Source organism: Enterobacter sp. PL_is379, from assembly GCF_055817355.1.
The window spans coordinates 466,015-488,968 of sequence record NZ_JBVPGT010000033.1; the positions used below are offsets into that span (position 1 = coordinate 466,015).

Below are 22,954 nucleotides of genomic sequence, written 5' to 3' on the forward strand. Positions count from 1 at the left end.
CGACATCATCCTGACGTCAGAGGGTGAACACCCTCTGACGTTATTCCTTAGGTGCAGTGGTGTTACGCACCGCCTTCCGTGGTCGTCGCCTGCGTCAGCATCAGGCTGACAACGCCGCTGTACTGACCGGTTTTCAGAATGCCTTTGGTGGTCTGGGAAATGGTCAGCGGCAGTACCGCTGAACCGTTTTCAATGCTCCCCGGGAACAGTTCGGCGCCTGTATATTCCACATCTGCGGTAGAGAGGGTTTTATCACCCAGAATCACCGTCATTGGGATGGTCTCAGCACCGTCAGCATTCGCCAGCTTCGCGGCGCTAACCAGACGGACTTTTACGTTGCTGGTCGCGGAGTTAGACCACACCTTGGTATTCAGGCGGTAGCTTTCCAGGCCACGGCCAGGCAGGTACTGCATATCGATGCTTGCCGGCAGCGGTGTGTTATCGGCCTGGGTCATATCCAGCTGTGAATCAACGCTGGCGTTGACGGTAATATCTTTTTGAATCGCCAGCGCGCTAACGGACGTGGTCATCGCGGCAACAATCATCAGAGGTTTAAAATACTTACGCATTGATATCTCCATATTTACAAATGAGCACCCTGGCTCTTTAAACAAACCCTTTGGGTCTTTACGGTAACGTCGTGTTATTGCACGACGGGTAAATCAGCTTCTTCAGCGGTTTTATTCAGCCAGTTGAAGTAGCGGAATTTATATTTCTGGCCTTGTACCTTCGAGAGCGTTTTTAATTTCCGTTCGGTGTCCGGATAAATCGTCGCGTCTTCTTTAATCCATCTGCACGACGAATCCGCATCACAAATACCGATCTCTCTGAGCGGCACGCGCAACGTGCCGCTGTTTTTTAACGTTCCCCTCTGAGGGTCAATTGACAGCGCAACCACGCTTTTTTTCGGTGCGAGATGGATCAGGGCACCCCAGATCACATTGACGCCCAGTCTTGCCGTCGCAGCAGGGCTTTCTGCCTTGCCCGGAATAATGCTGTCAGGCTGCTTGACCCCTTCAAAATAGACGCGCCAGGTCGTCTCTTTTTCCGGGGGCGTAAGCGATACCAGGCGAACCACGCGCATTGCGCCTGCCGCAAGGGCGAATTTTTCCGGCGTGACAACAACGCCACCCTCTTTCCACGACGCCACATCAATTTCTTTTTCCAGGGCCGTGCCGGGATTAAGAATTTTCTTTTGCCTCACCCGAATGAACTGAATATCATCCGTTTTTGACGCCACCTTAATTTGCGCCGCACCGGACTTATCTACGTTAAGTTCCATGGGATACACGCTCATATTGGCCAGTGCCATTTCCGGGAAAAATGGCAGTGACAGCGCGGCGACATAAAGGGCGGTTGTGACGCTCACTCTTTTTTTCTGTTTCACAATCAAGTCTGCCTGCTCTGAGTTTAAAGGCGGCGCGTTAACACCAGGACACCGTCTGCTTTCGTATCGCTTCAGGGCAGGGAAACTTTAACCAGAACAGCGGTTTGTGAAAATTTGTATTAATTAACTCGTTATATACAGTTTTTTATCCTGATTTTCTGGCTTTAAGGTTGTATAGTTAAGCGAAAATACCGCGACCAGGGATGGGGAGAAAATTCCTTCTGATGAGAAAATAAGCAAGTCAGGAGAGGGTTTTCATGTCGATGTACCAGGGATTAAAAAGCATGCGGTAACAGCCGAGAATAAAAGATGTTTTTTATATGCAATAATTCGTTGTTATTTGATCCTGAAGCACATGCAATAAGTCTTGTTGGACAACCGGAATCTGTATTAACGCTTTCGGCACCCGCCGTTCGCCTCTTACAGGAATTTATTAAACACAAAGGGCATGACCTGAGTCGGGAGGAATTGATTACCCGCGTGTGGGAGGAGTTTGGCTTTACGCCATCGGGAAATAATCTCAATAAAGCGGTGAGCGAATTACGTAAAAGCTTCCAGGCACTGGGAGAGGGGTACGAATTTATCGTAACCGTACCCCGTTATGGGTTTCGTTTTGAGGCCGATGTGATTTTTCAGCCCGGAGAGAGTATTCAACCCGCTGATCCGCAGCCTCCGTCTGCACCGCAAGTGGAAAAGCCTCAGCGCGCTTCCCTGAAAAGGTGGGGGATTCCGGCCATATTGATTATTGCTGCATTGGGGGCGAGCTTCTACTTTAGCCGGCAGCAGGGGATATTCGTCCCGGCGAAACTCATGCCGGTTAAGGAGAAAATCGCGCGTTGTCGTCTCTGGATTATCAACGATCACGGAAGACCGCTGGTGTTATCGAAATTAGCGGCGCAGCTGGCGGCCAATAACGTGGCGTGCGAACGTGAGGAGTACGACATTTATTATTTCAGCGCCCGTTTTTCTATTGCCGCCGCAGATGAGGTGTTCATTGGCGCCTGCCCGGTCAGTAAATCCAGCCTGTGCAAAACCATCCGTTATAAAAGCGGGGCCCAAATATGAAAATAAAACTTCTCTTTGGTCTGGGTGGTGTGTTGGTCGGCAGTGCCCTGGCGCTGTTTTACTATTCCGGCTGTGTGTTTAAAAAGGATGTGCTGGCCTGTAGCACCGAATTTAACTTTACGCGCAATGAGGGAAAAACCAGCGAAGTGAAGGTCAATACCGTTGCCCAGTTCTATTTTCATCGGGACGGTACCGGAGTGACCACCTATAAAGGCGCGGCAAGGGCTGACGGGCAAAATCTGATCGTTGACAGGGACGTGGACTTTACCTGGCAGCAGCGGGACGATGATAACGTCATTGTATTGAGCTACACTGAAACCTGGCGTCGACACAACGACAATACGCCTGACGCCCAGTGGGGGAGCTTTGCCAGTCCGACTGCACGCTACTACCTCACGATCTCTGAACTCTCGCCTTCCGTGTGGCTGATTCAGGACCGGCGCTATCCGACCTATATTTGCCGGGGTGAGTAGGGCATAAAAAAAGGAGAATGCCGGGGCATTCTCCTTTTTCATATCCGTTGTGCTTAATCCCGACTGGCGAAGCCCAGGATGCTCAACAGGCTGACGAAGATGTTGTACAGCGACACATACAGGCTCACGGTGGCGCGAATATAGTTCGTCTCACCGCCGCGAATGATGTTGCTGGTTTCAAACAGGATCGCGCCGGAAGAAATCAGAATAAACACGGCGCTGATCGCCAGATGCAGGGCAGGCAGTTGCAGGAAGATGTTGGCCACCATACCCACCAGCACCACCACAACACCCGCCATCAGCATGCCGCCGAGGAAGGACATGTCCTTACGGGTGGTCAGCACGTAGGCCGAACAGCAGAAGAACACCAGTGCAGTACCGCCCAGCGCCATGCCGATAAGATCGCCCATACCGGCAGACAGATATGCGTTCAGCATCGGCCCCAGGATGTAGCCCAGGAAGCCGGTGAAGGCAAACGCGGACAGAATACCGACCGGTTTGTCAGCGGTTTTGTAGGTCAGGAACATCAAACCATACATACCCACCAGGGTCAGGATCAGCCCCGGAGACGGCAGCATCAGCACGGTGCTGGCGGTGGCGGTGATCGCGGAAAACGCCAGCGTCAGGCTGAGCATGAAATAGGTATTGCGCAGCACCTTGTGGGTGCTGAGTAGCGATGTGCGGTCGCGTGAGGAAGTAATTATACGATCCATGAGTCACTCTCTTATGACAGATGTAATTAACGGAAAGAATAGGAAACGGCGCGTCACTCTCAAAGTGGTTTTACCCATCTTTACTCAGCAGGTTAGCGCGGGAGCTGGTTGTTTCTTCTGCATAAATACGTTTCACCAGTATGAACAGCGGTTTGACGCGATTAATCAGATCAACCTCTTATAGGTTACTGAAAATTATTGCGTTATTACCATAAGGCCGCTAAGAGTTATTTCCGGATCGTCACAAAAACAGACAATAAGGCGAAGGAAATGAAACCACAAACACGCACGCGCTTTACGCTCTCTTTGTTAACCGCCGGGATCCTGTGCGCCAGCACGACAGCCTGGGCGGCTAACGTGCCGGCAGGAACGCAGCTGGCCGATAAGCAGGAACTGGTCAGGAACAACGGTAATGAGCCCGCTTCGCTCGACCCGCATAAAGTCGAAAGCGACGTCGAATTCAATATTATCAGTGATTTATTCGACGGACTGGTCAGCGTTTCCCCGTCGGGGGACATTCAGCCACGGCTGGCGGAAAAATGGGAGAACAAGGACAACACCGTCTGGACGTTCCATTTGCGTCCGGGCATCACCTGGAGCGACGGCACTGCCATTACCGCGGAAGATGTGGTCTGGAGCTGGCAGCGTCTGGTTGATCCTAAAACCGCTTCACCGTATGCCAGCTATCCAGGCAACATGCACATCGTAAATGGTGCGGACATCGCGCAGGGGAAAAAAGCCCCCGATACGCTGGGCGTGAAAGCCATTAACGACACCACCCTGGAAGTGACATTGACGCAGCCTAACGCGGCGTTCCTCGCGATGCTGGCGCACCCGTCGCTGGTGCCAGTGGATAAAGTGCTGATTGGCCGCTTTGGCGACAAGTGGACCAAGCCTGAACATATCGTCACCAGCGGGGCGTATAAGCTGTCGCAGTGGGTGGTCAACGAACGCATTGTGGCGGAGCGCAACCCGCGCTACTGGGATAATGACCATACCGTGATTAACAAGGTGACGTATCTGCCTATCACCTCCGAGGCCGCAGATGTGAACCGCTATAAAGCGGGCGAAATTGACATTGTCTACACGGTGCCGATTAACCAGTTTGCCCAGCTCAAGAAAACCCTGGGCAGCCAGCTGGACGTTTCACCTCAGCTTGCGACCTATTACTACGAATTCAATACCACCCGTCCGCCGTTCAACGACGCGCGCGTGCGCAAGGCGCTGAACATGGCGCTCGATAAAGACATCATTGCCGGAAAAGTATTAGGGCAGGGGCAGCGCCCGGCGTGGCTCATCAGCCAGCCGGATATTGGCGGCGTTAAGCTCCAGAACCCGGATTACGCCAGTTGGCCGCTGGACAAGCGCATCGCGGAGGCGAAAAAGCTGCTGAACGAGGCCGGATATAATGCCAGCCATCCTCTGAGCTTCAACCTGCTCTATAACACCTCTGAATCGCACCAGCGCATCGCGATTGCGGCCAGTTCCATGTGGAAAAAGAACCTCGGCGTGGAGGCGAAGCTGCAAAATCAGGAGTGGAAAACCATGCTGGATACCATGCACACCCACAACTTTGACGCGGTGCGTTACGCGTGGATTGCCGATTACGACGATGCGGCGACCTTCCTGAACACCTTCCGCACCGGCGACAGCGAAAACACCAGCCAGTACAGCAATCCGGAATACGACCAGGCGCTGCTCAATGCCGCAAAAGCCAAAACAGCGGAAGAGCGGGGTAAGTACTACCAGCAGGCGGAAGATCTGCTGGGGCGCGATGTGCCCGCCATTCCGATTTATCACTATGTCCGCACGCACCTGGTTAAACCGTGGGTCGGTGGATTTACGCCGGATAAGCTCGGGTACTATTACACGAAAGACATGTACATCAAAAAACACTAAGCCTGTGCTGATAAAATCGTCGATGTGTCGTCAGTTCAACCGATTAAACACGTTTTGACTATTTTTACAGCGAACGAGTGCCACCACTCTTTACAGCACGCGGTGAGGTGTTTATAGTTCGCCTCACTTAGGAAGTGTGGCCGAGCGGTTGAAGGCACCGGTCTTGAAAACCGGCGACCCGAAAGGGTTCCAGAGTTCGAATCTCTGCGCTTCCGCCAGATATAAACCCCAGGTTACTCGTTAACCTGGGGTTTTTCTTTTTGTCTTAACGCGGATTTGCCCTTCACCAGTCTCTGGCCATCCCTTCGCTTGCCGGGCGAACGAGCGTAAAACCAAATTTTGCATAAAGCTCAGGAACATCGGCCATTAAGCAAACGTACGCTCCTTTACAGGCGTGGTTATCCAGCCAGGCAACAAGCGTTTCCATAATGATTCTGCCCAGCCCTTTCCCCTGATGAAGCGGATCAACCGCGACGTCGACAATATCAAAATTCAACGCACCATCCCCCACGATGCGCCCCATACCGACCGGTTTTCCCTGAAACACTATATGCATGCCATAGCAGCTGCCGGGCAGCGCTTTTTGTGCCGCTTCCAGCGGGCGAGGGCTAAGACCCGAGATTTCGCGCAGCCGGCAAAACGCTTCTGCAGTGGGGACGGTTTCAACCACGGTATAGTTATCAGGCATAAGAGGAGCTCCAGTCGGTGTTCAGTAAAGGGTTTCAGTCTGGCAGTAAAATTGACGAAAGACGATTTTACGGACCGATCCCGTTCACACTTTTAACTTCCCGCTATTCCCCTGTAAAAAACAGGCGTTATCATTCACCCCGTAAATACCTTTTTATCTCTTACCGAGGCTTTGATGCTGGAGAATGTTTTCATCAGATAATCAGCTTCCCGCCCTTTTCAGGACGGACTGGTTATCGCTGCGCTTAAACCTTACGCACGCACCTGCGGGTGTGGGCTCGTTTTTACGCATGATGATTACACAGGTTTTCCAGTATGAATTTATCCCGTCAGGAACAACGTACCTTACACGTTCTCGCCAAAGGTGGACGTATTGTGCACGTCCGCGACAGTTCTGGCCGCGTCACGTCCGTTGAGTGCTACACCCGCGAAGGGCTGGTGCTGAGCGACTGTACGCTCAGCGTCTTTAAAAAACTCCGCACCAAAAAGCTGATCCGTTCCGTGAACGGGCAGCCTTACCGAATCAACACCACCGGGCTGAACAACGTTCGCGCCCAGCTGGATAATCGCTAAGCGGAATAAACAACGCCACCCTCGGGTGGCGTTCATGCATTGAACGGGATATCGTGGCGGAATGTAGGCCGGGTAAGCGCAGCGCCACCCGGCAAGAAACGCGGCGTTATGAGCGAATAAAAGCCAGAATGTCCGCGTTGATGGTATCCGCATGAGTGGTATGCATCCCGTGCGGGAAGCCCGGATAAATTTTCAGCACGCTGTTCGCCAGCAGCTTGTCCTGCAGCAGGGCAGCATTTTTATAAGGCACGACCTGATCGTCATCGCCCTGCAACACCAGAACGGGAACCGTGATGGTTTTTAAATCTTCCGTCTGGTCGGTCTCTGAAAACGCCTTAATCCCCTCGTAGTGGGCCTTGGCGCTTCCGATCATCCCCTGACGCCACCAGTTCTGGATCGTGCCCTGTGAAACGTCCGCGCCATCGCGATTAAAGCCGTAGAAAGGACCGCTGGCAACGTCGAGGTAAAACTGGGCGCGGTTAGCCGCCAGCGCTTTGCGGAAGCCGTCGAAAACCTCAATGGGCGTGCCGCCGGGGTTAGTTTCGGTTTTTACCATCAGAGGGGGAACGGCGCTGACGAGCACTGCTTTGGCGACGCGCCCCTGCGGTTGGCCATACCGCGCAACATAGCGGGCGACCTGGCCGCCGCCGGTGGAGTGACCGACGTGCACGGCATTACGCAGATCCAGGCTTTCAACCACGGCTGACGCATCGGCCGCATAATGATCCATATCGTGGCCTTCACTCACCTGGTCCGATCGTCCATGTCCGCGGCGATCGATAGCGATAACGCGATAGCCTTCTGCAAGGAAGAAGAGCATCTGGTTATCCCAGTCATCGGCACTCAACGGCCAGCCGTGGTGGAAGACAATGGGCTGGGCCTCTTTTGGGCCCCAGTCTTTGTAGTAAATATTGACGCCGTCTTTCGTGGTTACGAATGCCATACCGCAGACTCCTCTGTTAAGAACAACACGACCCCTAAAGTGTAGGAGAAATCACAAAAGCGGTTGGTTTAATTCCGGTGATGGATATTCATTTTGCGTCTGGGCTCTGGCGCGATGCGCCAGAGCCTTCAGGACAGGATTAACAGCAGGGGCGTTTAGCGGTTTTCTTCAATATAACGGGCCAGGTCCGCCGGGGTTTTCAGCACCGTCGCCACGTCAGTTGGCGGGATCATGCAGCCATAAACGTCCTGCACTTCCAGCACCATATCGACTGCCAGGATGGAGTCGAGAATGTCGGATTCAATCAGTTCATCGTGAAAGCCCACCTTACGGGATAACACTTTTTCGAACAGGGCGAGAATTTCTTGTTCCATAATTTTTCCTGGAGTCATTAATTTGTGCGGGCGTAAGCGTCCAGCAGCTTGCGGTCAATTTTGCCGTTAGGATTCAGCGGCAAAGCGTCTTTTACGATAATTTGTGAAGGCACCATATAGTGCGGAACCACCTTCGACAGCGACGTTTTGATGGTATCCGGCGCCATATCCGTCACGCAGAACGCGGCAATGCGCAGCACGCTGCCGCAGGATTTCATCAGCGGCAGAACCACCGCTTCATTGATGCCGGACATGGCCAGAAGGCGGTTTTCAATCTCATTGATTTCAATACGGTAGCCATTCAGTTTGACCTGGCTATCGTTGCGGCCCTGGCAATAGATAAGCCCCGCTTCATAGCCCAGATCGCCGGTCCGGTAGCCGCGAAATGCTTCATTTTCCCGACGGAGTAATTTTTCTGCGTTCTCCTGCGGCAGGCCGAGGTAGCCGCGCATGACGTTTTTACCCCAGATAATCAGCTCGCCCTCAGCGGAAATTTCCATTCTGCTCTCAGGCATCATGACCCCCACCGGCAGCACGGCGCTGTCGCTGTTCAGGATCTCATCCGTGATTTCAACCACGGTCGTCGCGATGGTCGCTTCCGTTGGGCCATAGGAGTTGATGATTTTGGCCTGCGGGAAACGGCGGCGGAGCTGTTTAACCAGCGCCTTATTTAACACTTCACCAATGAAGATAAAGACGTTGAGCGCAGGCAAATACTCGCTGTTGAACTGCGGGGAAAGCAGCTGCTGGTATGCAAAAGAGGGGGTGGAAACCCAGGCGGAGACCGCATTACTTTTCAGTCGCTCCAGCCAGTTCTCTTTCTGAATATCGTCTTTGGCGTTCAGCACAATGTGTCCGCCCATCGCCAGATTCGCCAGCAAAGGGATCAGGGAGAGGTCAAAACTGAACACCGCGTGGTTCATCAGCACCGGTTTTTCCGGCAGCGAAAAGTCCTGGCTGACCCATTTCATGAAGTGCCATACGCTTTCACGCCCAATCTGCACCCCTTTAGGCTTGCCGGTGCTGCCTGAGGTAAACATGATATAGGCCAGATCCTTCTCCTCCAGCACCTTGCCCGGTTCACCCGTGGCGATGAACTGCCGGGTCGCGACGTCGTAATAGTAAGGGGCATTGGCCAGATGGCAGATCTCCCGCAGGCGCTCCTGTGGGTAGATGCAGTCCACCGGGATGTACGGAATGTTGTGCAGCAGACAGCTATAAATCGCCACGGCGAACTCGGCCTGCTGGTGTCCGTACAAGACGACCGGCGTACCGGCAACAGGCTGGCAACGCTGATAGCGCTGTGCCCAGTCCGTCACGGCAGCAGAAAGCTGTAGCCAGCTTAAGGCTTCGTCGCTGCCGCTGATGGCCAGTTGCTGCGGGGAGGCGGGATCGCATAATGCCGCACGTAAGAAATCCTGCAGTTCCTGAAGATCGGAGTGATTTTTCATAGAGGTGACATTCCACTAAAGATGTAAAGGGATCCCGCGGCGCTTCCCAGCGTCAGAATTCTCCCTAAAAACGCAACGGCCGGATACTGCAAACCGCGGTGCAATGCCGGGCTGCGCTTGGCTGACCACAGCAGCATGTTATGAGTAACGGAAATCGCGCCAAACAGCGCGCCGCTGATGACGTAATGGCGTTCCAGGCCATTCCATGCCCCCATGCAGAACAGGGTGCAAAAAATACCGATATTTTGCGCCAGCGTTTTGTTCTGACGGAAAAAGTTGAACTTCATCAGGTTCATATAGACGGGCATAAAGACCACATCGCGCAGCCATTCAGACAAACTGATGTGGAAGCGGCGCCAGAAGTCCTGCGGGTTCTTTGCCAGAAGGGGCATATTGAAGTTTGCCGGAATGTTCAACCCAAACAGGCGGCCCGCACCGATGGCCATATTGCTGTAGCCCGCAAAATCAAAGTAGAGGTAGGCGCTATAGGCAATAGACATCACCACGCCCACGGTCAGCGTAAACGGCTTATGGCTCCAGGGCTGCACGACAAGTGAATCAACCAGCATGGCAAACAGGAACTTCTGGATAATGCCGGTAACGATTTGCTCTAACGCGACCAAAAACTGTTCACGGTTAAGGGCAAACACGGGCTTGCTGACGTCACTCATCCATGTCCGCCAGCGGTACATGGGGCCTGCCAGGATGATAAAGGGCATAAACAGATAGCAGAAATAGTGCAGGAAATTCTGGCCTTCTTTTTTACTGCGATAGAGCAGCACGTCCACTGCGCGGAACGTCATAAAAGAGAGGCCGATCATGCCGAGATGATGATTAACGTGTAATTTCACTAAAAATAAAGGAAGCAGCGTTAATACAATAGCTTGCCAGGTTTTTAACCATCCTTTTTCTTTTAACGCGGCGACAAGGTAAAAACTGATAAAAACGACCGCGGGAACACGGTAATCACCCTGAAAAATATAGCCCCAGCCTAATGCAGCCAGGACAGATAAGGCCGATAAATAAGTCAGGCGATGACGTAATACGCGATTGACCAGCGCAAACACCAGAGCGGATGAAAACAAATAGACAAAAAACATTCCTGAGCTATACATCATTCGGCCTCAGAACTTTTGATATTCAAAATGCAGCTGCATACTCATGCTGTCATCGACAGAGGTCCACGCGACGATAGTGATCGCCAGCAGGAGATAAAGGAAAAAAAGACGGATCGCGATTTTCATTATTTAAAGCTCTGTGCAATAAAGCGAATCATAGGAACCCAGGCCAGTTCGGAAGGGTGCAAACGATCCCAGTTCCAGCCATTCTGATAAGGCATGGCGTACATATCTAAATAAGGGATCTGGTTCTTTTCCAGAATGGTTTTAATTTGCTTATCAACCGGGCGGAAGGTATCGGTATTGTAAAGCGCCCAGGGGTTAACCGGGTCGACGATAGCAATTACCTGCACGTGACGTTCCTTCAGCAGCTGGACGGTTTTACTGAACGCGGCGATTTGCGCAGGCACGACCGGCGTGTCATCCCACTGTTGCGGCTTACCGTCCTCTTCGTAAATCGTTTTGTCCATCCACAGCGTGGCCGCGCTCTGCTGGCGTTTTTTATTTAACTCGCGCGCGTTCGCCAGCTCTTTATCCCAGTCAGGGGTAATGTGGGCGGTGGGCTGCTGCGGCCACGGTTGTACCGTCTGGGGCGTGACGTTGAGCAGCGCCAGCCAGTCGTTTTTTATCATTGTGCAGACGTTCGCAAACTGGAAGCTCAGCTCGTCCCACATCAGATCGGGGTGCCAGCCAAAGACGCGCATTTGGCCAAAGGTTAAATGGCTTATCTCTTTACTATTAATATGCTTTAAATAATTAACCAGCAGCGGGCGCGCCTGCGGGTCCTTCATCAGCGGATTAAAAATAGAACCGGGGAAATTATCGGCATAGATAGCCGGTGGCAGCCCTTTTGAGTAAAAGCTGTCAGGTGCCAGAAGTAAAACAACTTTACTGTTTGCGTTAAGGCTATTTTTAAAACGCGAGAACAGTAAAAACTGCGTTTCGTCATCGACAAACGCATCGCCATACGCCACAACGGGTGTGTGCAATTGCTTATTAAAGTAATTATATACAGCGTAATGTTCATCTTCTGAGGTGGCAACCTCAGACGCGCCAATGAAGAAAATCGCATTACCTTGTAAGGCATGGGAAATAGTCGCAATTTTTTCCGCTTGTTCTTTCGGCGTGCCCTCCATTGATTTAATCAGCGGCTGGAAGGTGAGGGGCGGATCGAAGCTCGTCACCAGCGGGTGAACACACAGGAACAAAATGGCCAGGGTCGCCATCAGGATATGTAAGCAAAGCGTATTTTTGATTTTCATCATCAACCAGTAACACTGCATGGCAGTAATTTCTAAAATCTGTCGGTACTCAGATTTATAACAATTACACAACAAATGGCCGTCTATTTTTGTGGCATTCTATACCAGAGCGATTTAAAAGGATGAGCGTTGCTGTGTAACGGTATGTACAAGGGAGCAGAGACCGATGCGCGGTAAGCGTCTGGGTGATTTTTGCGCAGTCAAACGCCGGTGGCTAAAAATAGAAAAATTCCTGCTTTACAAGGCGCTAATAGATGTTTATAGTGCGCCTCACTTTGGAAGCGTGGCCGAGCGGTTGAAGGCACCGGTCTTGAAAACCGGCGACCCGAAAGGGTTCTAGAGTTCGAATCTCTACGCTTCCGCCAAATTCGAAACCCAGATCGTTATGCGATCTGGGTTTTTTGTTTTGAGCCGGTTTCTGCTTGCGTGCTGAAGAGGCGCTGGAACGGTGCTCTGGCATCCGTCACGCGGGTGCGCCGCTGATCAAAAGACGTACACAGAACCCTGCTCTATTTTTAGCACAACGTTTTGTTTTATATTTTTTAACGTCCAGCCCTATGCTATTCCTGTTTTTAATGGCCATATGATTTTTCATATAATAAGACGCTGTCTCCATTACACGAGGCACAAAAGAGAACAGGTTCTTAATAATCTTTCATGTTTCATTTCATTTTCTGCAAGTAGTTTGGCCTGACGCGCAAAACTGATTAAATCATGGTGTGGATCACTGCCGACAGAGCATAACTAAAATATAATGGCGGTATCGTTCTGAAGCAGGGTTTATTCGCTTCAAAAAATTACTGTTACCCACCATGAATGGAAGACATGATGAGAGGAAAAATCCCCAAGAGCGAGTTGCTGGTGACGTTCGAAGTTGTGGCGCGTCACGAAAGCTATACCCGCGCGGCAGAAGAGCTGGCGTTAACGCAGAGTGCAGTGTTCAGACAGGTGACGGCCCTGGAGGAGTTTTTACACACCTCATTATTCAATCATGCCAAAAAGCGGATTTTTCTGAATGCAGCAGGCAAGCATTATTTGAATATCGTCAAAGAGACGCTTAATAAGCTGGAACGCGATACAAATATGATAATGTCCTGGCAGCCTGCCGTTCAGGTTGTGGAGCTGGCGGTAAATCCCACCTTCAGTACGCATTGGCTGATCCCTAATTTATGGGAGTTTAATAAATTAAATCCTGATATTATTGTTAACATTCACTCGCTGGCCAATATCGGCGATTTTTTAAATCGCGAATACGATGCAGCTATTATGCGTGCCGATTTTTGTCCCCCGTGGTCGGAAGTCGATTATTTATTTGAAGAGGAGATCCTGCCGGTCTGCAGCCGAAGCTTGCTCCCCAGCGCGGAGCAGAAGCTGGGGGTTGAGGAGCTGCTCAGTGAGTTTCCGCTGTTACACCAAAGCACTCGCATCAATGGCTGGCAGGAGTGGTTTGCGCTGTCCGGTATCACCAGTCCGGACGTGAATCTTGGCCCGCGTTTTGACCTCCTCTCGATGCTGATTGCCGCAGTACGATCGAATCTTGGGGTCGCGCTGCTTCCCCGCTTCGCCATCCAGCATGACCTGGACTGCGGCGAGATGGTGATCCCCTGTGATGTTCCTATCCGCACCGGCAACCGCTTCATCATGACGTGGCGGGAGGAAAAGGCTCAGTCCCTGCCGTTACAAACCTTCCGCGAGTGGCTATTACAAAAATCAGTGGTATCGCCGGCCGCGTAATAACACCGGATGGCGGCAGTGCGGCGCGCCATCCGGTACCGACACGCTTACCAGTCAATGCCCTCCTGCGCCTGAATACCGCTGTCAAATGCGTGTTTTACCGGGCGCATTTCGCTGACCGTGTCGGCAAGCGCCAGTAACTGCGAGTGACAGCCGCGTCCGGTGACGATCACAGTCTGCTGCACCGGACGGTTCTCAACTGCCGCGATCACCTCCTGAGTATCCAGATAGTGATAAGCCAGCATATAGGTGAGCTCATCCAGAACCACCAGGTCGTAGCTCGGGTCAGCCAGCATGCGCTTGCTCTCCTGCCACACCGCCGCTGCGGCCTGAATATCCGTCTCCCGGTTTTGTGTCTCCCAGGTAAAGCCGGTGCCCATAATGTGAAACTCGACGCCGAGCGGATGCAGGGTGTTGTATTCACCATTATCCCACTGGCCTTTAATAAACTGCGCGACGCCAACGGTTTTACCGTGGCCGACGGCACGCGTCGCCGTACCGAAGGCGGCGGTGGACTTGCCTTTTCCGTTGCCGGTGAAGACGATCAGAATGCCTTTCTTCTCTGTTGCCGCCGCCACGCGGATATCAACCTGCTCTTTGCGCTTTTGCTGTCGTTGGCGGTGTTTTTCTGCGTTAGCTCGCGCTTCCATAGTGGCTCCTTAATGTCCGGCAGGGCAGGATGCACAGCGATGCTGCTGCTCAAACTGGCTGAAGAAATTATTCCCTTTGTCGTCAACCAGCACAAAGGCGGGCAGATTCTCGACCTCCATCATCCATACCGCCTCCATGCCCTGTTCGGGATACTCAAGGCAGCGCAGGCTTTTCACATACTGCTGCGCCAGCAGCGCCGCCGCACCGCCGATGCTGCCGAGGTTGAAGCCGCCGTGCTTATGGCAGGCATCGGTAACCTGCTGGCTGCGGTTGCCCTTGGAAAGCATGATCAGGCTTCCGCCCGCGGCCTGGAAAGCATCGACGTAGCCGTCCATGCGCCCGCCGGTGGTCGGACCGAGGGAGCCGCAGGCCTGATTCTCCGGTGTTTTCGCCGGACCGGCGTAATAGACGATATGGTTTTTCATGTACTCCGGCATCGGCTCGCCGTTATCCAGCCGGGCTTTGATTTTTGCGTGAACAATATCGCGTGCGACCACGATCGGACCGCTTAACGACAGCCGGGTGCCGATCGGCAGGGCAGACATATCGCGCAGGATCTCGCGCAGCGGGCGGTTCAGGTTGATCTGTACGGTTCGGGCGTCGTATTCCTCACGGCTGGCGTCGGGGATGTATTTCCCTGGGTTATGTTCCAGCTTCTCCAGCCAGATACCGTGCTTGTTGATTTTTGCTTTGATATTGCGGTCGGCGGAGCAGGAGAGCGCCATGGCGACAGGGCAGGAGCCGCCGTGACGCGGCAGGCGGATGACGCGAATATCGTGCGCGAAATACTTGCCGCCAAACTGGGCACCGATGCCGAATTCGCGGCTGGCGTTGAGCAGCGTGGCTTCCAGCGCCGTATCGCGGAACGCCTGGCCCAGCTCGTTCCCGCTGGTGGGCAGGTTGTCATAATATTTTGTTGAGGCCAGCTTCGCCACCTTCAGCGCCTGGTCGGCAGAGAGGCCGCCGACCACAAAGGCAATGTGATACGGTGGACAGGCCGCGGTACCGAGCGACTTCATCTTCTCGATCAGGAACGCGGTGAGCTTCTCCGGCTGCAGAATCGATTTCGTTTCCTGGAACAGCGCGGCTTTGTTAGCCGATCCGCCGCCTTTATTGACAAACAGGAAGCGATATTCGCTCCCCGGCGTCGCGCTGATGTCTATCTGCGCCGGCAGGTTGGTTTGGGTATTAACCTCGGTATACATGTCCAGCGGTGCGTTTTGCGAGTAGCGCAGGTTACACTCGCTAAAGGTGGTATAAATCCCTTTGCTCAGCGCTTCGGCATCATCACCGCCGGTCCAGACGTGCTGGCCTTTGCTCGCCACAACGGTGGCCGTGCCGGTATCCTGACAGTTTGGCAGGACGCCTTTTGCCGACACTTCGGCGTTGCGCAGCAGCTGCAGGGCGACATACTTATCGTTACTGCTGGCCTGCGGGTCGTGCAGGATGCTGGCTATCTGCGTTAAATGTCCGGCGCGCAGGAAAAATGAGGCTTCATAAAAGGCCTGCTGGGCCAACAGGGTCAATGCCTCAGGCGCCACCTTAATGACCTCTTCGCCCTCAAGCTCCGTCACCGTAACGTGCTGTGTGCTGAGGAGTTCATATTCCGTCGTATCGTTACTCTGAACAAACAGTTCCTGCCAGACAAATGGTTTAGACATAGTACTTCTCACTTTGTGGTTGTTTTTGCCGGGCGCTGGCGCAGCTGCCGCGCCCGGCTGACAAAATCACAGTCAATGGGCTAAAAAGAGGCTGGCCTGCGTCGCCCCGGCAACATACGCAATCGTCTGCTGGGCGCGGACGCTATTCCCGGCGGCATCCAGCGGTGGCGAGTAGACCGCGATGGCGTATTGACCGGGCACGATGGCAACCATGCCGCCGCCGACGCCGCTCTTCGCCGGGATCCCAACGGTGTACAGCCATTTGCCGCTGCCGTCGTACAGCCCGGCAATCGCCATTTCCGCCAGAACCTGCGGCACGTAGCGTTCATTCAGCAGTTGCTTACCGTTGAAAGGCGATTTGCCCTTGTTCGCCAGCACCGCGCCCATTTTGGCGAGCTGCTCAACGGTGATGTCTACGGAACACTGGCGGGTGTAGATTTCGACGGCTTCACGGGTATCGCCATAAAAGCTGTTGTAGGAGGCCATCAGCATCGCCAGCGCCTGGTTATGCTGATTGGTCTCCATTTCCGATTTGAACACCGGCTCGTTGACGGTCAGCGAGGCATCGGCCCACGCGTTCAGGTTATTGAGGATCGTGTTCCAGCGGTCGGTCTTATCTTTCGCCTCAATCAGGCTAACCGTGCTCATCGCCCCCGCATTCACCAGCGGGTTTTCCGGCGCACCTTTGGTCAGCTCAATGGCTAAACCGGAGTTGAAGGGCAGACCGGTCGCACTGGCGCCGAGTTTATCCAGCACCTCCTGCGGACCGCGCTGCTCCATCGCCAGCGCCAGGGTGAAAACCTTGCTCAGCGACTCCATTGGAAACGCTTTTTTCACGTCGCCAACCTGGTAAATCTTGCCGTCGACCGTGGCGAGGGTGATGGCGAAATTGTCGGGGCTATAGGTCGCCAGGGCAGGGATGTAGTCGGCGACCTTCCCCTCATGATTACCTTTGAATTTTTGGTGAGCCTGTTCAAGCAGCTGCGCATAGTCCGGCGCGGTTTGCGCCAGTGTGGCAGCGCTAAACATCAGGCTGACGGATAAGAGGCTGACGCCGAAAATGTTTATCTTCATGGGGCTTTCCTGTACATCGGAAGACGAAAGGCCAACCACGGTTGGCCTTTGTAATCAATACATGGCGATTTCAGTTTCTGAAGCAGTGCTTTCTTTGGCCGGAACCTTGCCGCGGCAGCCGGCGCCGAAGTGCTCGCCTTCCCAGCGACCGACGATAGCGGCACCCATTGCGTTACTCATCACGTTGGTAGCGGAACGGCCCATGTCGAGGAACGGATCGACGCCCATCAGCAGAATCAGACCCGCTTCCGGAATGTTGAACTGGTTGAGCGTGGCGGCAATAACCACCATCGATGCGCGCGGCACGCCCGCCATCCCTTTAGAGGTCAGCATCAGGATCAGCAGCATAGTGATCTGCTCGCCAATGCTCAGTTCGATGTTGCACGCCTGGGCGATAAACACGGTCGCAAACGAGCAGTAGGCCATTGAGCCGACCAGGTTAAAGGAGTAGCCGATGGGCAGGACAAAGCTGGCAATCCTGGAGGAGACGCCGAATTTTTCCAGTTTGTTCAGCGTGCCCGGGAAAGCCGCTTCTGAACTTGAGGTCGTAAAGGCCAGCAGCGCAGGTTCGAGAATCGCTTTAGTCAGACGACTGATGCACGGACCGACAATCATCGTGGACAGGCCAATCAGAATCGCCCACAGCAGACCGAGCGTCATGTAGAACTCACCCATGAAAATACCGGCGCTGACCATCACGCCCAGACCGCGTTCGGCAATCAGTCCGGAGATCGCGGCAAATACGGTCAGCGGGGCAAACAGCATGACGTAACCCGTCAGCTTCAGCATCACATGCACCAGAGAGTCGAGCACCTTAATGATGGGGTCGGCTTTCTCACCAATGGCTGCCAGGCTGCAGCCGAGGAAAATCGAGAACACCACGATTTGCAGAATCTCGTTGCGGGCCATCGCATCAACGATGCTGGTCGGTACCGCGTGAGAAATAAACACTTTCAGCGTGAACGGCTCGGACTGAACGGCCGCAACGGCCCCGGCGTCATGGGGAACAAAGTTAATGCCTGCGCCAGGCTGGAAGATATTGACGATAACCAGCCCCAGGGCGATGGACAGCAGCGAGGCGCAAATAAAGAGGAAAAAGGTTTTGGAGAATATACGGCCAAGCGTTTTAGCATCACCCATTTTGGCTATGCCGACCACCAGGGTGGAAATGACCAGCGGGGCGATAATCATTTTCACCATGCGTAAGAATATGGTAGTGAAAATAGAGATATCCTGTGCGTACGTTTTTGCTGTATCTGCTGATGCCATATTATTAATGACCACCCCGGCAATCATGCCGAGTATCAAACCTAATATGATCATTTTCGTTAAGCTTATTTTTTTCATGTTTACTCCATCGGATAAAGGTTGGTTAATGTGTAGGGTCGCGTGCGCCTGAGCCCTGATGAACCGCTCAGACGCACGTTTGTTGTGACCAACCGCATGAATTATCTGGAATACAGTGATACAGCAAATATCTATATCCCAATGGACGTTGTTGTATTTGTAGTGTTACAGATCAAACTCGATACTTAATAACGGTGCATGCTGCTGGGCACCATAGACATCATTGTCACCGACGTTGCCGGAGATAATATCGCGAGGCATGACGATTTTGACCGCATTGGCCGGATCGAACCAGATAATGCGATGAATAAAGTCAGGCTTAACGTTATATAAACGGGCAATAAGCTGCGGCGTTAATTGCTCCGAGGCTTTTACCCGCTGATAGTCTTCACGCGTTTTAAATAAAATATCCAGAACCAGCTCATACGGTCCGGCGTTTTTAGAACGAATGACCTGCGCCAGTGAGCAAATACCCTGTTTCATAACTGAACTCCTTCTGGCGTGACCTGCTCGAGGTGGAAATCAAAACGCAGCGCGTCGCTCGCTTCGATCAGGTGGTAGATTGAGAACTCATACACCGGGCCGCTCTGAATGTCGGAAGGGGAGAACGGGAACGCGAGGTTGCCCGCTGTTGCGATCCGGTTTTCATAGCCGTAGTGCAGCAGGGTAGAGCGCACCAGCGAACAGACGCTGTTGGCGATATCCTGGGTGGGGGCCACTACGTCCAGCAAAATACCCAGTTCGTGCCCGGCGGACTGCATCGGCTCATGGTTGCCCATCACGCCATTCTTTCCGTACAGGTGGAACGTCATGCGGATGCTGTCGTCATTCAGCGAGAGGTTGCGCTTCACGCTGACCTGCACTTCTTCGAGGATATTATCGATCCCGGCAATCATGATCGGATCGCGCGTACCGGCAATGGTCAGGCAGCGGAAGCCGACCCGGCGGGCGCCTTCCAGCTTCAGCGCGTACGGCGTTTCTTCGTGGCGGGAACCGCTGACGTACACTTCGCCCTCGTTGACCGCTTTGAAGCTGCACCCTTTCAGGTTCAGAACGCCGCCCGGCCCCGGCAGGAAGTACGGGTCAGATTTCTCGTACAGGGTGTGCGCGGCCGCCGATGTTTCGGTGAATTTACGCTTCGGATTAAACGTTTTCAGCGTAAAGCCGTTATCGTCAATGATGCCCATCGCGCAGTCGGAGCCGGACCCCGGCGTAGCGGCAATCGCCGCGCACTCGAGGATCTTACCGCAGTGCAGCGCCAGACCTTCATCGAAGCCCTGCATGATGGGCAGCGCGGCAAAGCAGGCCGGATCGTACGCCCGTCCGCCCAGCACCACCTGCGCCCCGGCCGCCAGCGCCCGCTGGAAAGGCTCGATACCCATCTGCGCTACGATATAGGTGCTCTCTTCGATAGCCTCGTGGGTCAGTTCCGGAACGAAATCCAGGGCGGTGATTTTCCCGTCATCCAGCGCCTGATGCACGGTGGCTTTATCGACATCCGACGGGATCAGCGCCATGGAGAATGAGAGTTTCTCTTCCTGAGCAATCTCAAGGATTATCTGGCGGCACCACTCCAGATGAGGCGCGGCGCCGGACCCACCGGCGGTACCGATCACCACCGGAATGTTGTGCTTAACGCCGGCCACGATCATATAGCGCAGATCGCGTTTTACCCCCGCCCGGTCGGTGAAAGGCTTACCTGCCCCCAGGTAGTGGGGGCCAGGGTCGGAAGAGCCTGCGTCGACCGCAATAAGATCCGGCGATGCTTCCATGGCCTTCCGAAAGCTCTCTTCCGGGAAGCCATAGCCCAGGATAGCCGTTGGCGATAAGATCTTAAATGTACGTGCCATCTTTTAATCCTTAGTCTGCAACAGTGCGATGGTGCGGTTCATTTCGTTAAACACGATGTTAAGACCTTCATCGAAGCCCATGCCCGGTTTGATCAGCATGCGCATCGGGCGAGCGGCGAGGGCCACGTGCACGCAGGTGCGGGCGCTGATTTCCGTTTCGTTACAGGTACCGCCCTGATAGGCTTCCATGCCGTGCTTGTTGCAATACAGCACCGCATCAACGATGTTGTGAATACCGCCCAGGTCCGGGGTTTTAATCTGCACCATGTGGCAGCTGCCCGCATCGGTGAAGTCCACAATGTCCTGATAGGTGTTACACCACTCATCGGCAACGATTTTCACGCCGGAACCCAGACGCATCAGCTCGTGGGTGATGGCGGTCAGCAGGCGGATCTGATCCGGCTTGTTACCCGCATCCACCGGCCCTTCAATGTACAGCGGCAGGCCCTGGGCCTCTTTTTCGAGGCTGGCGATATAGGCGGCGCAACGTACCGGATCCATATCGAAAATCAGACCGATGGTGCCGTACACGTCAATGTGCAGCGTCGGGCGATAGCGCGGGCTGGTACGCAGGCTCAGGATGCGGTCGGATAACCAGCGCACATACTCCCGCAGTTTTTCCCCTTTCAGGCCCAGCTTCTCTTCCACGTTGTTGATAAGCGCGTGTGGCAGTACGTCAACGCCTTTGAGGATCATCTTGTCGACGGCGATATAGCGGTCGTCGCCGCTCTGACCAAATAACGGAATGGCCTCCGGAACGCACGGCAGCTGCCATTCATCACACACGACTTCCGTTTTCAGGCGGCCGGTCGCCAGTGCCGCCGCGTCGAGCAGCGCCTGCGACAGACCATAGCGTACGGCGGTATGCAGCAGATGGCCGTCTATACGCAGTTCGTCAAAGAAACGGGCATTCGTCAGGAACCGGTCAACGTCACGGCCTTCCAGCAGCGGCTTGATGTGATCGTTGAGGAACGGAATGAAGTGTTCAGCCAGGAACAGCGGATCACGACCGCCTGCCCCTGAATATTGCACCGCTGCACAATCGCCCACCGCCACCGCGCCGCTTTCCAGAATCAGCTGTACGGATACGCATTCACCCGCCTGACGAACGGACGTAAATCCAGGCGTTACCGGATTGCCGGTATAGATAAACCCGTCATGACCGGCGCCGTTTTTGATGGCCTGCTGATCGTCGAAATAGAACGAGGAGTAGCCTGCGGTGAAAAGGGCCTGCTTAATTTTCATTATGGTCTTCCTATTAATTTACTGTGGGATACCGCGTTGATGTCATCAACAACCATCTGGAATGAGGGCTTACGGCCTTCAAAACGCGCGCGCTCGGCGACGTAATCGTGATGCAGGGCGAGGATATCTTTCGGCAGCGGAACCGCACCGGCTTCCAGCACGCGAATGGCACCGGCGTTATCACGCACCGGCAGAATTTTGCCTGCGTTGCAGGAGGCAGGGGCGAACGGTACGTCCAGCACGCCCGCTTCAAACGCCAGCACCGTCCCGCGCGCGACATCGCCGTTGCCCAGTTCGAAGACTTTCTTCAGCACGGCGCGGACTTCGCTCTTAATGAGCTCGACTTCCTGCTCGACGGCGGCGCACGGCGGGAATTTCTGATCGCTGACCATGTTGAGCATCTGACGCGAGGCCTTCAGCCCCTGGGCATTTGCGGCGGCGGTCGGAATACCGAACGCCTCGTGCGGGCTCTTGGTGATCACTTTGGTCGCCCCGGACATACCGGCAACCGCTGCGCCCCAGGAGATAATGGCAAACGCTTTCGACTCATCTTCCGGGAAGCCGCCCATCCACTGGTGGAAGACGGTACTCAGCTCGTAATCGTCAAAGCCGTGGTTATGGAAATATTCGTGGGACAGCTCGCGCAGAGCCTGAATCGCGGCGATATCCTGCGTCAGGCTACCGACCTGGCCGTAGCCGACGGTAATTGACTTCACGCCCTGCTCCAGCGCCAGCAGACCTTCGATAATCGCCACCGAGTGGGACACAAACGGCGGGATCAGGGTGCCGGTCAGCGGGCCAAACGGTTCACGGTTAATGCGAATGCCGTTCTCCTCGTACAGGCCCATCAGGCGGTCGCAGTACTGCCAGTCGCGGATAGATTTTTCCAGAGTGACGCGCTTGGCGTACGGAATGTTGTAGGAGATACCGCCGCCTTCATAGCTGGTAAAGCCGCTGGCCATCGCGATCTCCGCCAGCAGGCGCGCATCCGGCGTGCCGTGACGTACCTGAATCGGTTTCTCCAGCGCTTCAGTCATGCGGCGGCAGGCGGCGACGCCGTGGTTGACGACCGGTAAGCCGTTAAGTTTGGAGGTGCCCGCTTCGATGGATTTTTGGATCCCTACCGCCGCCTCTTCATAGCGATTCAGACGGGTGTAGGCATCGATGGTACTGGGCAGCAAATCGCAATCTTCCTGCAGCGTTTTGAGCAGGGCGATATGTTCATCCATCAGCGCTACGCCTGCGCGCGGCTGGCTCAGGGTTTTACCTTCCTGGTCCGCCTTCAGTAGGGCGTGAGAAAAGCGTTTTTGCTCAGGAATGGTTTGCTGGTACTTCACGCCATCTTCGAAGTTCTCAACGTCCTTGCCGGTTTGCCAGGTCTGCAAGACCTGTTGCCGCTCAGTCATGAATTCGTCATGGGTTAGCTTTTTATTTCGAAGTTCCATTC

The 22,954-nt window shown here is 54.1% G+C and carries 22 protein-coding genes and 2 tRNA genes; 7 read left to right on the top strand and 17 right to left on the bottom strand.

Annotated features, from left to right (window positions below; translation table 11 throughout):
- Positions 1-62 precede the first annotated feature (62 nt).
- Positions 63-569: a CS1 type fimbrial major subunit gene (locus tag AC0TOY_RS23495; RefSeq protein ID WP_061715619.1), complete on the bottom strand. Its 507-nt coding sequence runs from the start codon at positions 567-569 to the stop codon at positions 63-65.
- A 74-nt stretch (positions 570-643) separates the two neighbouring features.
- Complete coding sequence (locus AC0TOY_RS23500) at positions 644-1,387, bottom strand: fimbrial protein (protein WP_048991051.1); 744 nt, start codon at positions 1,385-1,387, stop codon at positions 644-646.
- 309 nt (positions 1,388-1,696) lie between these two features.
- On the opposite strand from AC0TOY_RS23500, the gene AC0TOY_RS23505 reads away from it, so the two are divergent.
- Together AC0TOY_RS23505 and AC0TOY_RS23510 are read left to right on the top strand one after the other, a co-directional pair.
- Positions 1,697-2,452, top strand: a complete 756-nt coding sequence (locus AC0TOY_RS23505; RefSeq protein ID WP_090417486.1) for a winged helix-turn-helix domain-containing protein — start codon at positions 1,697-1,699, stop codon at positions 2,450-2,452.
- On the top strand, positions 2,449-2,925 hold the full coding sequence (locus tag AC0TOY_RS23510; RefSeq protein ID WP_048991046.1) for a hypothetical protein: 477 nt from the start codon (positions 2,449-2,451) through the stop codon (positions 2,923-2,925). Before AC0TOY_RS23505 ends, AC0TOY_RS23510 begins: the two co-directional genes overlap by 4 nt.
- Positions 2,926-2,978: 53 nt before the next feature.
- Here the strand turns inward: AC0TOY_RS23510 and yccA are convergent, their stop codons facing one another.
- Positions 2,979-3,638, bottom strand: coding sequence for an FtsH protease modulator YccA (gene yccA, locus AC0TOY_RS23515; protein ID WP_023335168.1), 660 nt, complete (start codon positions 3,636-3,638; stop codon positions 2,979-2,981).
- 270 nt (positions 3,639-3,908) lie between these two features.
- Here yccA and AC0TOY_RS23520 point away from each other — a divergent pair, with 270 nt between their 5' ends.
- Positions 3,909-5,537, top strand: coding sequence for an ABC transporter substrate-binding protein (locus AC0TOY_RS23520; RefSeq protein WP_473722658.1), 1,629 nt, complete (start codon positions 3,909-3,911; stop codon positions 5,535-5,537).
- A 130-nt stretch (positions 5,538-5,667) separates the two neighbouring features.
- A tRNA-Ser gene (locus tag AC0TOY_RS23525) sits at positions 5,668-5,755 on the top strand.
- A gap of 65 nt (positions 5,756-5,820) precedes the next feature.
- Here the strand turns inward: AC0TOY_RS23525 and AC0TOY_RS23530 are convergent.
- Positions 5,821-6,225, bottom strand: a complete 405-nt coding sequence (locus AC0TOY_RS23530; RefSeq protein ID WP_473722659.1) for a GNAT family N-acetyltransferase — start codon at positions 6,223-6,225, stop codon at positions 5,821-5,823.
- A 314-nt stretch (positions 6,226-6,539) separates the two neighbouring features.
- On the opposite strand from AC0TOY_RS23530, the gene AC0TOY_RS23535 reads away from it, so the two are divergent.
- The gene (locus tag AC0TOY_RS23535) at positions 6,540-6,797 is read left to right on the top strand and encodes a YjhX family toxin (RefSeq protein ID WP_021240841.1); all 258 of its coding nucleotides are present in this window, start codon (positions 6,540-6,542) and stop codon (positions 6,795-6,797) included.
- 106 nt (positions 6,798-6,903) lie between these two features.
- Here the strand turns inward: AC0TOY_RS23535 and AC0TOY_RS23540 are convergent, their stop codons facing one another.
- The 5 genes from AC0TOY_RS23540 to AC0TOY_RS23560 all read right to left on the bottom strand — a co-directional run bounded on the left by AC0TOY_RS23540 (position 6,904) and on the right by AC0TOY_RS23560 (position 11,945).
- On the bottom strand, positions 6,904-7,740 hold the full coding sequence (locus tag AC0TOY_RS23540; RefSeq protein ID WP_024907746.1) for an alpha/beta fold hydrolase: 837 nt from the start codon (positions 7,738-7,740) through the stop codon (positions 6,904-6,906).
- A gap of 155 nt (positions 7,741-7,895) precedes the next feature.
- Positions 7,896-8,114, bottom strand: a complete 219-nt coding sequence (locus AC0TOY_RS23545; protein ID WP_008499867.1) for an acyl carrier protein — start codon at positions 8,112-8,114, stop codon at positions 7,896-7,898.
- A 17-nt stretch (positions 8,115-8,131) separates the two neighbouring features.
- Positions 8,132-9,565, bottom strand: a complete 1,434-nt coding sequence (locus AC0TOY_RS23550; RefSeq protein WP_473722660.1) for an AMP-binding protein — start codon at positions 9,563-9,565, stop codon at positions 8,132-8,134.
- Entirely contained in the window at positions 9,562-10,680 is a 1,119-nt protein-coding gene (locus AC0TOY_RS23555; RefSeq protein WP_208763905.1) for an MBOAT family O-acyltransferase, read from the bottom strand. Before AC0TOY_RS23555 ends, AC0TOY_RS23550 begins: the two co-directional genes overlap by 4 nt.
- Positions 10,681-10,808: 128 nt before the next feature.
- The gene (locus AC0TOY_RS23560; protein ID WP_061715613.1) at positions 10,809-11,945 is read right to left on the bottom strand and encodes a D-alanyl-lipoteichoic acid biosynthesis protein DltD; all 1,137 of its coding nucleotides are present in this window, start codon (positions 11,943-11,945) and stop codon (positions 10,809-10,811) included.
- Between the two features lie 277 nt (positions 11,946-12,222).
- Between AC0TOY_RS23560 and AC0TOY_RS23565 the strand changes: the two genes are divergently transcribed.
- Together AC0TOY_RS23565 and AC0TOY_RS23570 are read left to right on the top strand one after the other, a co-directional pair.
- Positions 12,223-12,310, top strand: a tRNA-Ser gene (locus AC0TOY_RS23565).
- 463 nt (positions 12,311-12,773) lie between these two features.
- Positions 12,774-13,679 carry a LysR substrate-binding domain-containing protein gene (locus AC0TOY_RS23570; protein WP_048989940.1) on the top strand — a complete coding sequence of 302 codons (906 nt, stop codon included), beginning with the start codon at positions 12,774-12,776 and terminating at the stop codon, positions 13,677-13,679.
- A gap of 47 nt (positions 13,680-13,726) precedes the next feature.
- On the opposite strand, the gene cobO is transcribed toward AC0TOY_RS23570, so the two are convergent.
- The 8 genes from cobO to AC0TOY_RS23610 form a co-directional block, all read right to left on the bottom strand.
- A complete protein-coding gene (gene cobO / locus AC0TOY_RS23575; RefSeq protein WP_024907741.1) occupies positions 13,727-14,329 on the bottom strand; it encodes a cob(I)yrinic acid a,c-diamide adenosyltransferase in 603 nt (200 codons plus the stop codon).
- Positions 14,330-14,338: 9 nt separating this feature from the next.
- Entirely contained in the window at positions 14,339-15,991 is a 1,653-nt protein-coding gene (locus AC0TOY_RS23580; protein WP_473722661.1) for a class I fumarate hydratase, read from the bottom strand.
- Between the two features lie 72 nt (positions 15,992-16,063).
- Positions 16,064-17,065: a glutaminase A gene (gene glsA, locus AC0TOY_RS23585; RefSeq protein ID WP_024907739.1), complete on the bottom strand. Its 1,002-nt coding sequence runs from the start codon at positions 17,063-17,065 to the stop codon at positions 16,064-16,066.
- A gap of 54 nt (positions 17,066-17,119) precedes the next feature.
- Complete coding sequence (locus tag AC0TOY_RS23590) at positions 17,120-18,412, bottom strand: dicarboxylate/amino acid:cation symporter (RefSeq protein ID WP_024907738.1); 1,293 nt, start codon at positions 18,410-18,412, stop codon at positions 17,120-17,122.
- A gap of 165 nt (positions 18,413-18,577) precedes the next feature.
- A complete protein-coding gene (locus tag AC0TOY_RS23595; protein WP_024907737.1) occupies positions 18,578-18,895 on the bottom strand; it encodes a DUF4387 domain-containing protein in 318 nt (105 codons plus the stop codon).
- The gene (locus AC0TOY_RS23600; protein WP_048989929.1) at positions 18,892-20,262 is read right to left on the bottom strand and encodes an acyclic terpene utilization AtuA family protein; all 1,371 of its coding nucleotides are present in this window, start codon (positions 20,260-20,262) and stop codon (positions 18,892-18,894) included. Before AC0TOY_RS23600 ends, AC0TOY_RS23595 begins: the two co-directional genes overlap by 4 nt.
- 3 nt (positions 20,263-20,265) lie before the next feature.
- Complete coding sequence (locus AC0TOY_RS23605; protein WP_473722662.1) at positions 20,266-21,507, bottom strand: methylaspartate ammonia-lyase; 1,242 nt, start codon at positions 21,505-21,507, stop codon at positions 20,266-20,268.
- Positions 21,507-22,952, bottom strand: a complete 1,446-nt coding sequence (locus AC0TOY_RS23610; protein WP_024907734.1) for a methylaspartate mutase subunit E — start codon at positions 22,950-22,952, stop codon at positions 21,507-21,509. The genes AC0TOY_RS23605 and AC0TOY_RS23610 overlap by 1 nt, the downstream gene beginning before the upstream one ends.
- Between the last annotated feature and the right edge of the window lie 2 nt (positions 22,953-22,954).

Bases quoted from the DNA above. Each gene is read 5' to 3' on its own strand.
- AC0TOY_RS23570 (WP_048989940.1), top strand. From the start codon at position 12,774: ATGAGAGGAAAAATCCCCAAGAGCGAGTTGCTGGTGACGTTCGAAGTT.
- AC0TOY_RS23555 (WP_208763905.1), bottom strand. From the start codon at position 10,680: ATGTATAGCTCAGGAATGTTTTTTGTCTATTTGTTTTCATCCGCTCTG.
- AC0TOY_RS23590 (WP_024907738.1), bottom strand. From the start codon at position 18,412: ATGAAAAAAATAAGCTTAACGAAAATGATCATATTAGGTTTGATACTC.
- AC0TOY_RS23505 (WP_090417486.1), top strand. From the start codon at position 1,697: ATGTTTTTTATATGCAATAATTCGTTGTTATTTGATCCTGAAGCACAT.
- AC0TOY_RS23610 (WP_024907734.1), bottom strand. From the start codon at position 22,952: ATGGAACTTCGAAATAAAAAGCTAACCCATGACGAATTCATGACTGAG.
- AC0TOY_RS23510 (WP_048991046.1), top strand. From the start codon at position 2,449: ATGAAAATAAAACTTCTCTTTGGTCTGGGTGGTGTGTTGGTCGGCAGT.
- AC0TOY_RS23495 (WP_061715619.1), bottom strand. From the start codon at position 569: ATGCGTAAGTATTTTAAACCTCTGATGATTGTTGCCGCGATGACCACG.
- cobO (WP_024907741.1), bottom strand. From the start codon at position 14,329: ATGGAAGCGCGAGCTAACGCAGAAAAACACCGCCAACGACAGCAAAAG.
- AC0TOY_RS23560 (WP_061715613.1), bottom strand. From the start codon at position 11,945: ATGAAAATCAAAAATACGCTTTGCTTACATATCCTGATGGCGACCCTG.
- AC0TOY_RS23540 (WP_024907746.1), bottom strand. From the start codon at position 7,740: ATGGCATTCGTAACCACGAAAGACGGCGTCAATATTTACTACAAAGAC.
- AC0TOY_RS23550 (WP_473722660.1), bottom strand. From the start codon at position 9,565: ATGAAAAATCACTCCGATCTTCAGGAACTGCAGGATTTCTTACGTGCG.
- AC0TOY_RS23580 (WP_473722661.1), bottom strand. From the start codon at position 15,991: ATGTCTAAACCATTTGTCTGGCAGGAACTGTTTGTTCAGAGTAACGAT.
- AC0TOY_RS23595 (WP_024907737.1), bottom strand. From the start codon at position 18,895: ATGAAACAGGGTATTTGCTCACTGGCGCAGGTCATTCGTTCTAAAAAC.
- AC0TOY_RS23600 (WP_048989929.1), bottom strand. From the start codon at position 20,262: ATGGCACGTACATTTAAGATCTTATCGCCAACGGCTATCCTGGGCTAT.
- AC0TOY_RS23530 (WP_473722659.1), bottom strand. From the start codon at position 6,225: ATGCCTGATAACTATACCGTGGTTGAAACCGTCCCCACTGCAGAAGCG.
- yccA (WP_023335168.1), bottom strand. From the start codon at position 3,638: ATGGATCGTATAATTACTTCCTCACGCGACCGCACATCGCTACTCAGC.
- AC0TOY_RS23535 (WP_021240841.1), top strand. From the start codon at position 6,540: ATGAATTTATCCCGTCAGGAACAACGTACCTTACACGTTCTCGCCAAA.
- AC0TOY_RS23605 (WP_473722662.1), bottom strand. From the start codon at position 21,507: ATGAAAATTAAGCAGGCCCTTTTCACCGCAGGCTACTCCTCGTTCTAT.
- AC0TOY_RS23545 (WP_008499867.1), bottom strand. From the start codon at position 8,114: ATGGAACAAGAAATTCTCGCCCTGTTCGAAAAAGTGTTATCCCGTAAG.
- AC0TOY_RS23520 (WP_473722658.1), top strand. From the start codon at position 3,909: ATGAAACCACAAACACGCACGCGCTTTACGCTCTCTTTGTTAACCGCC.
- glsA (WP_024907739.1), bottom strand. From the start codon at position 17,065: ATGAAGATAAACATTTTCGGCGTCAGCCTCTTATCCGTCAGCCTGATG.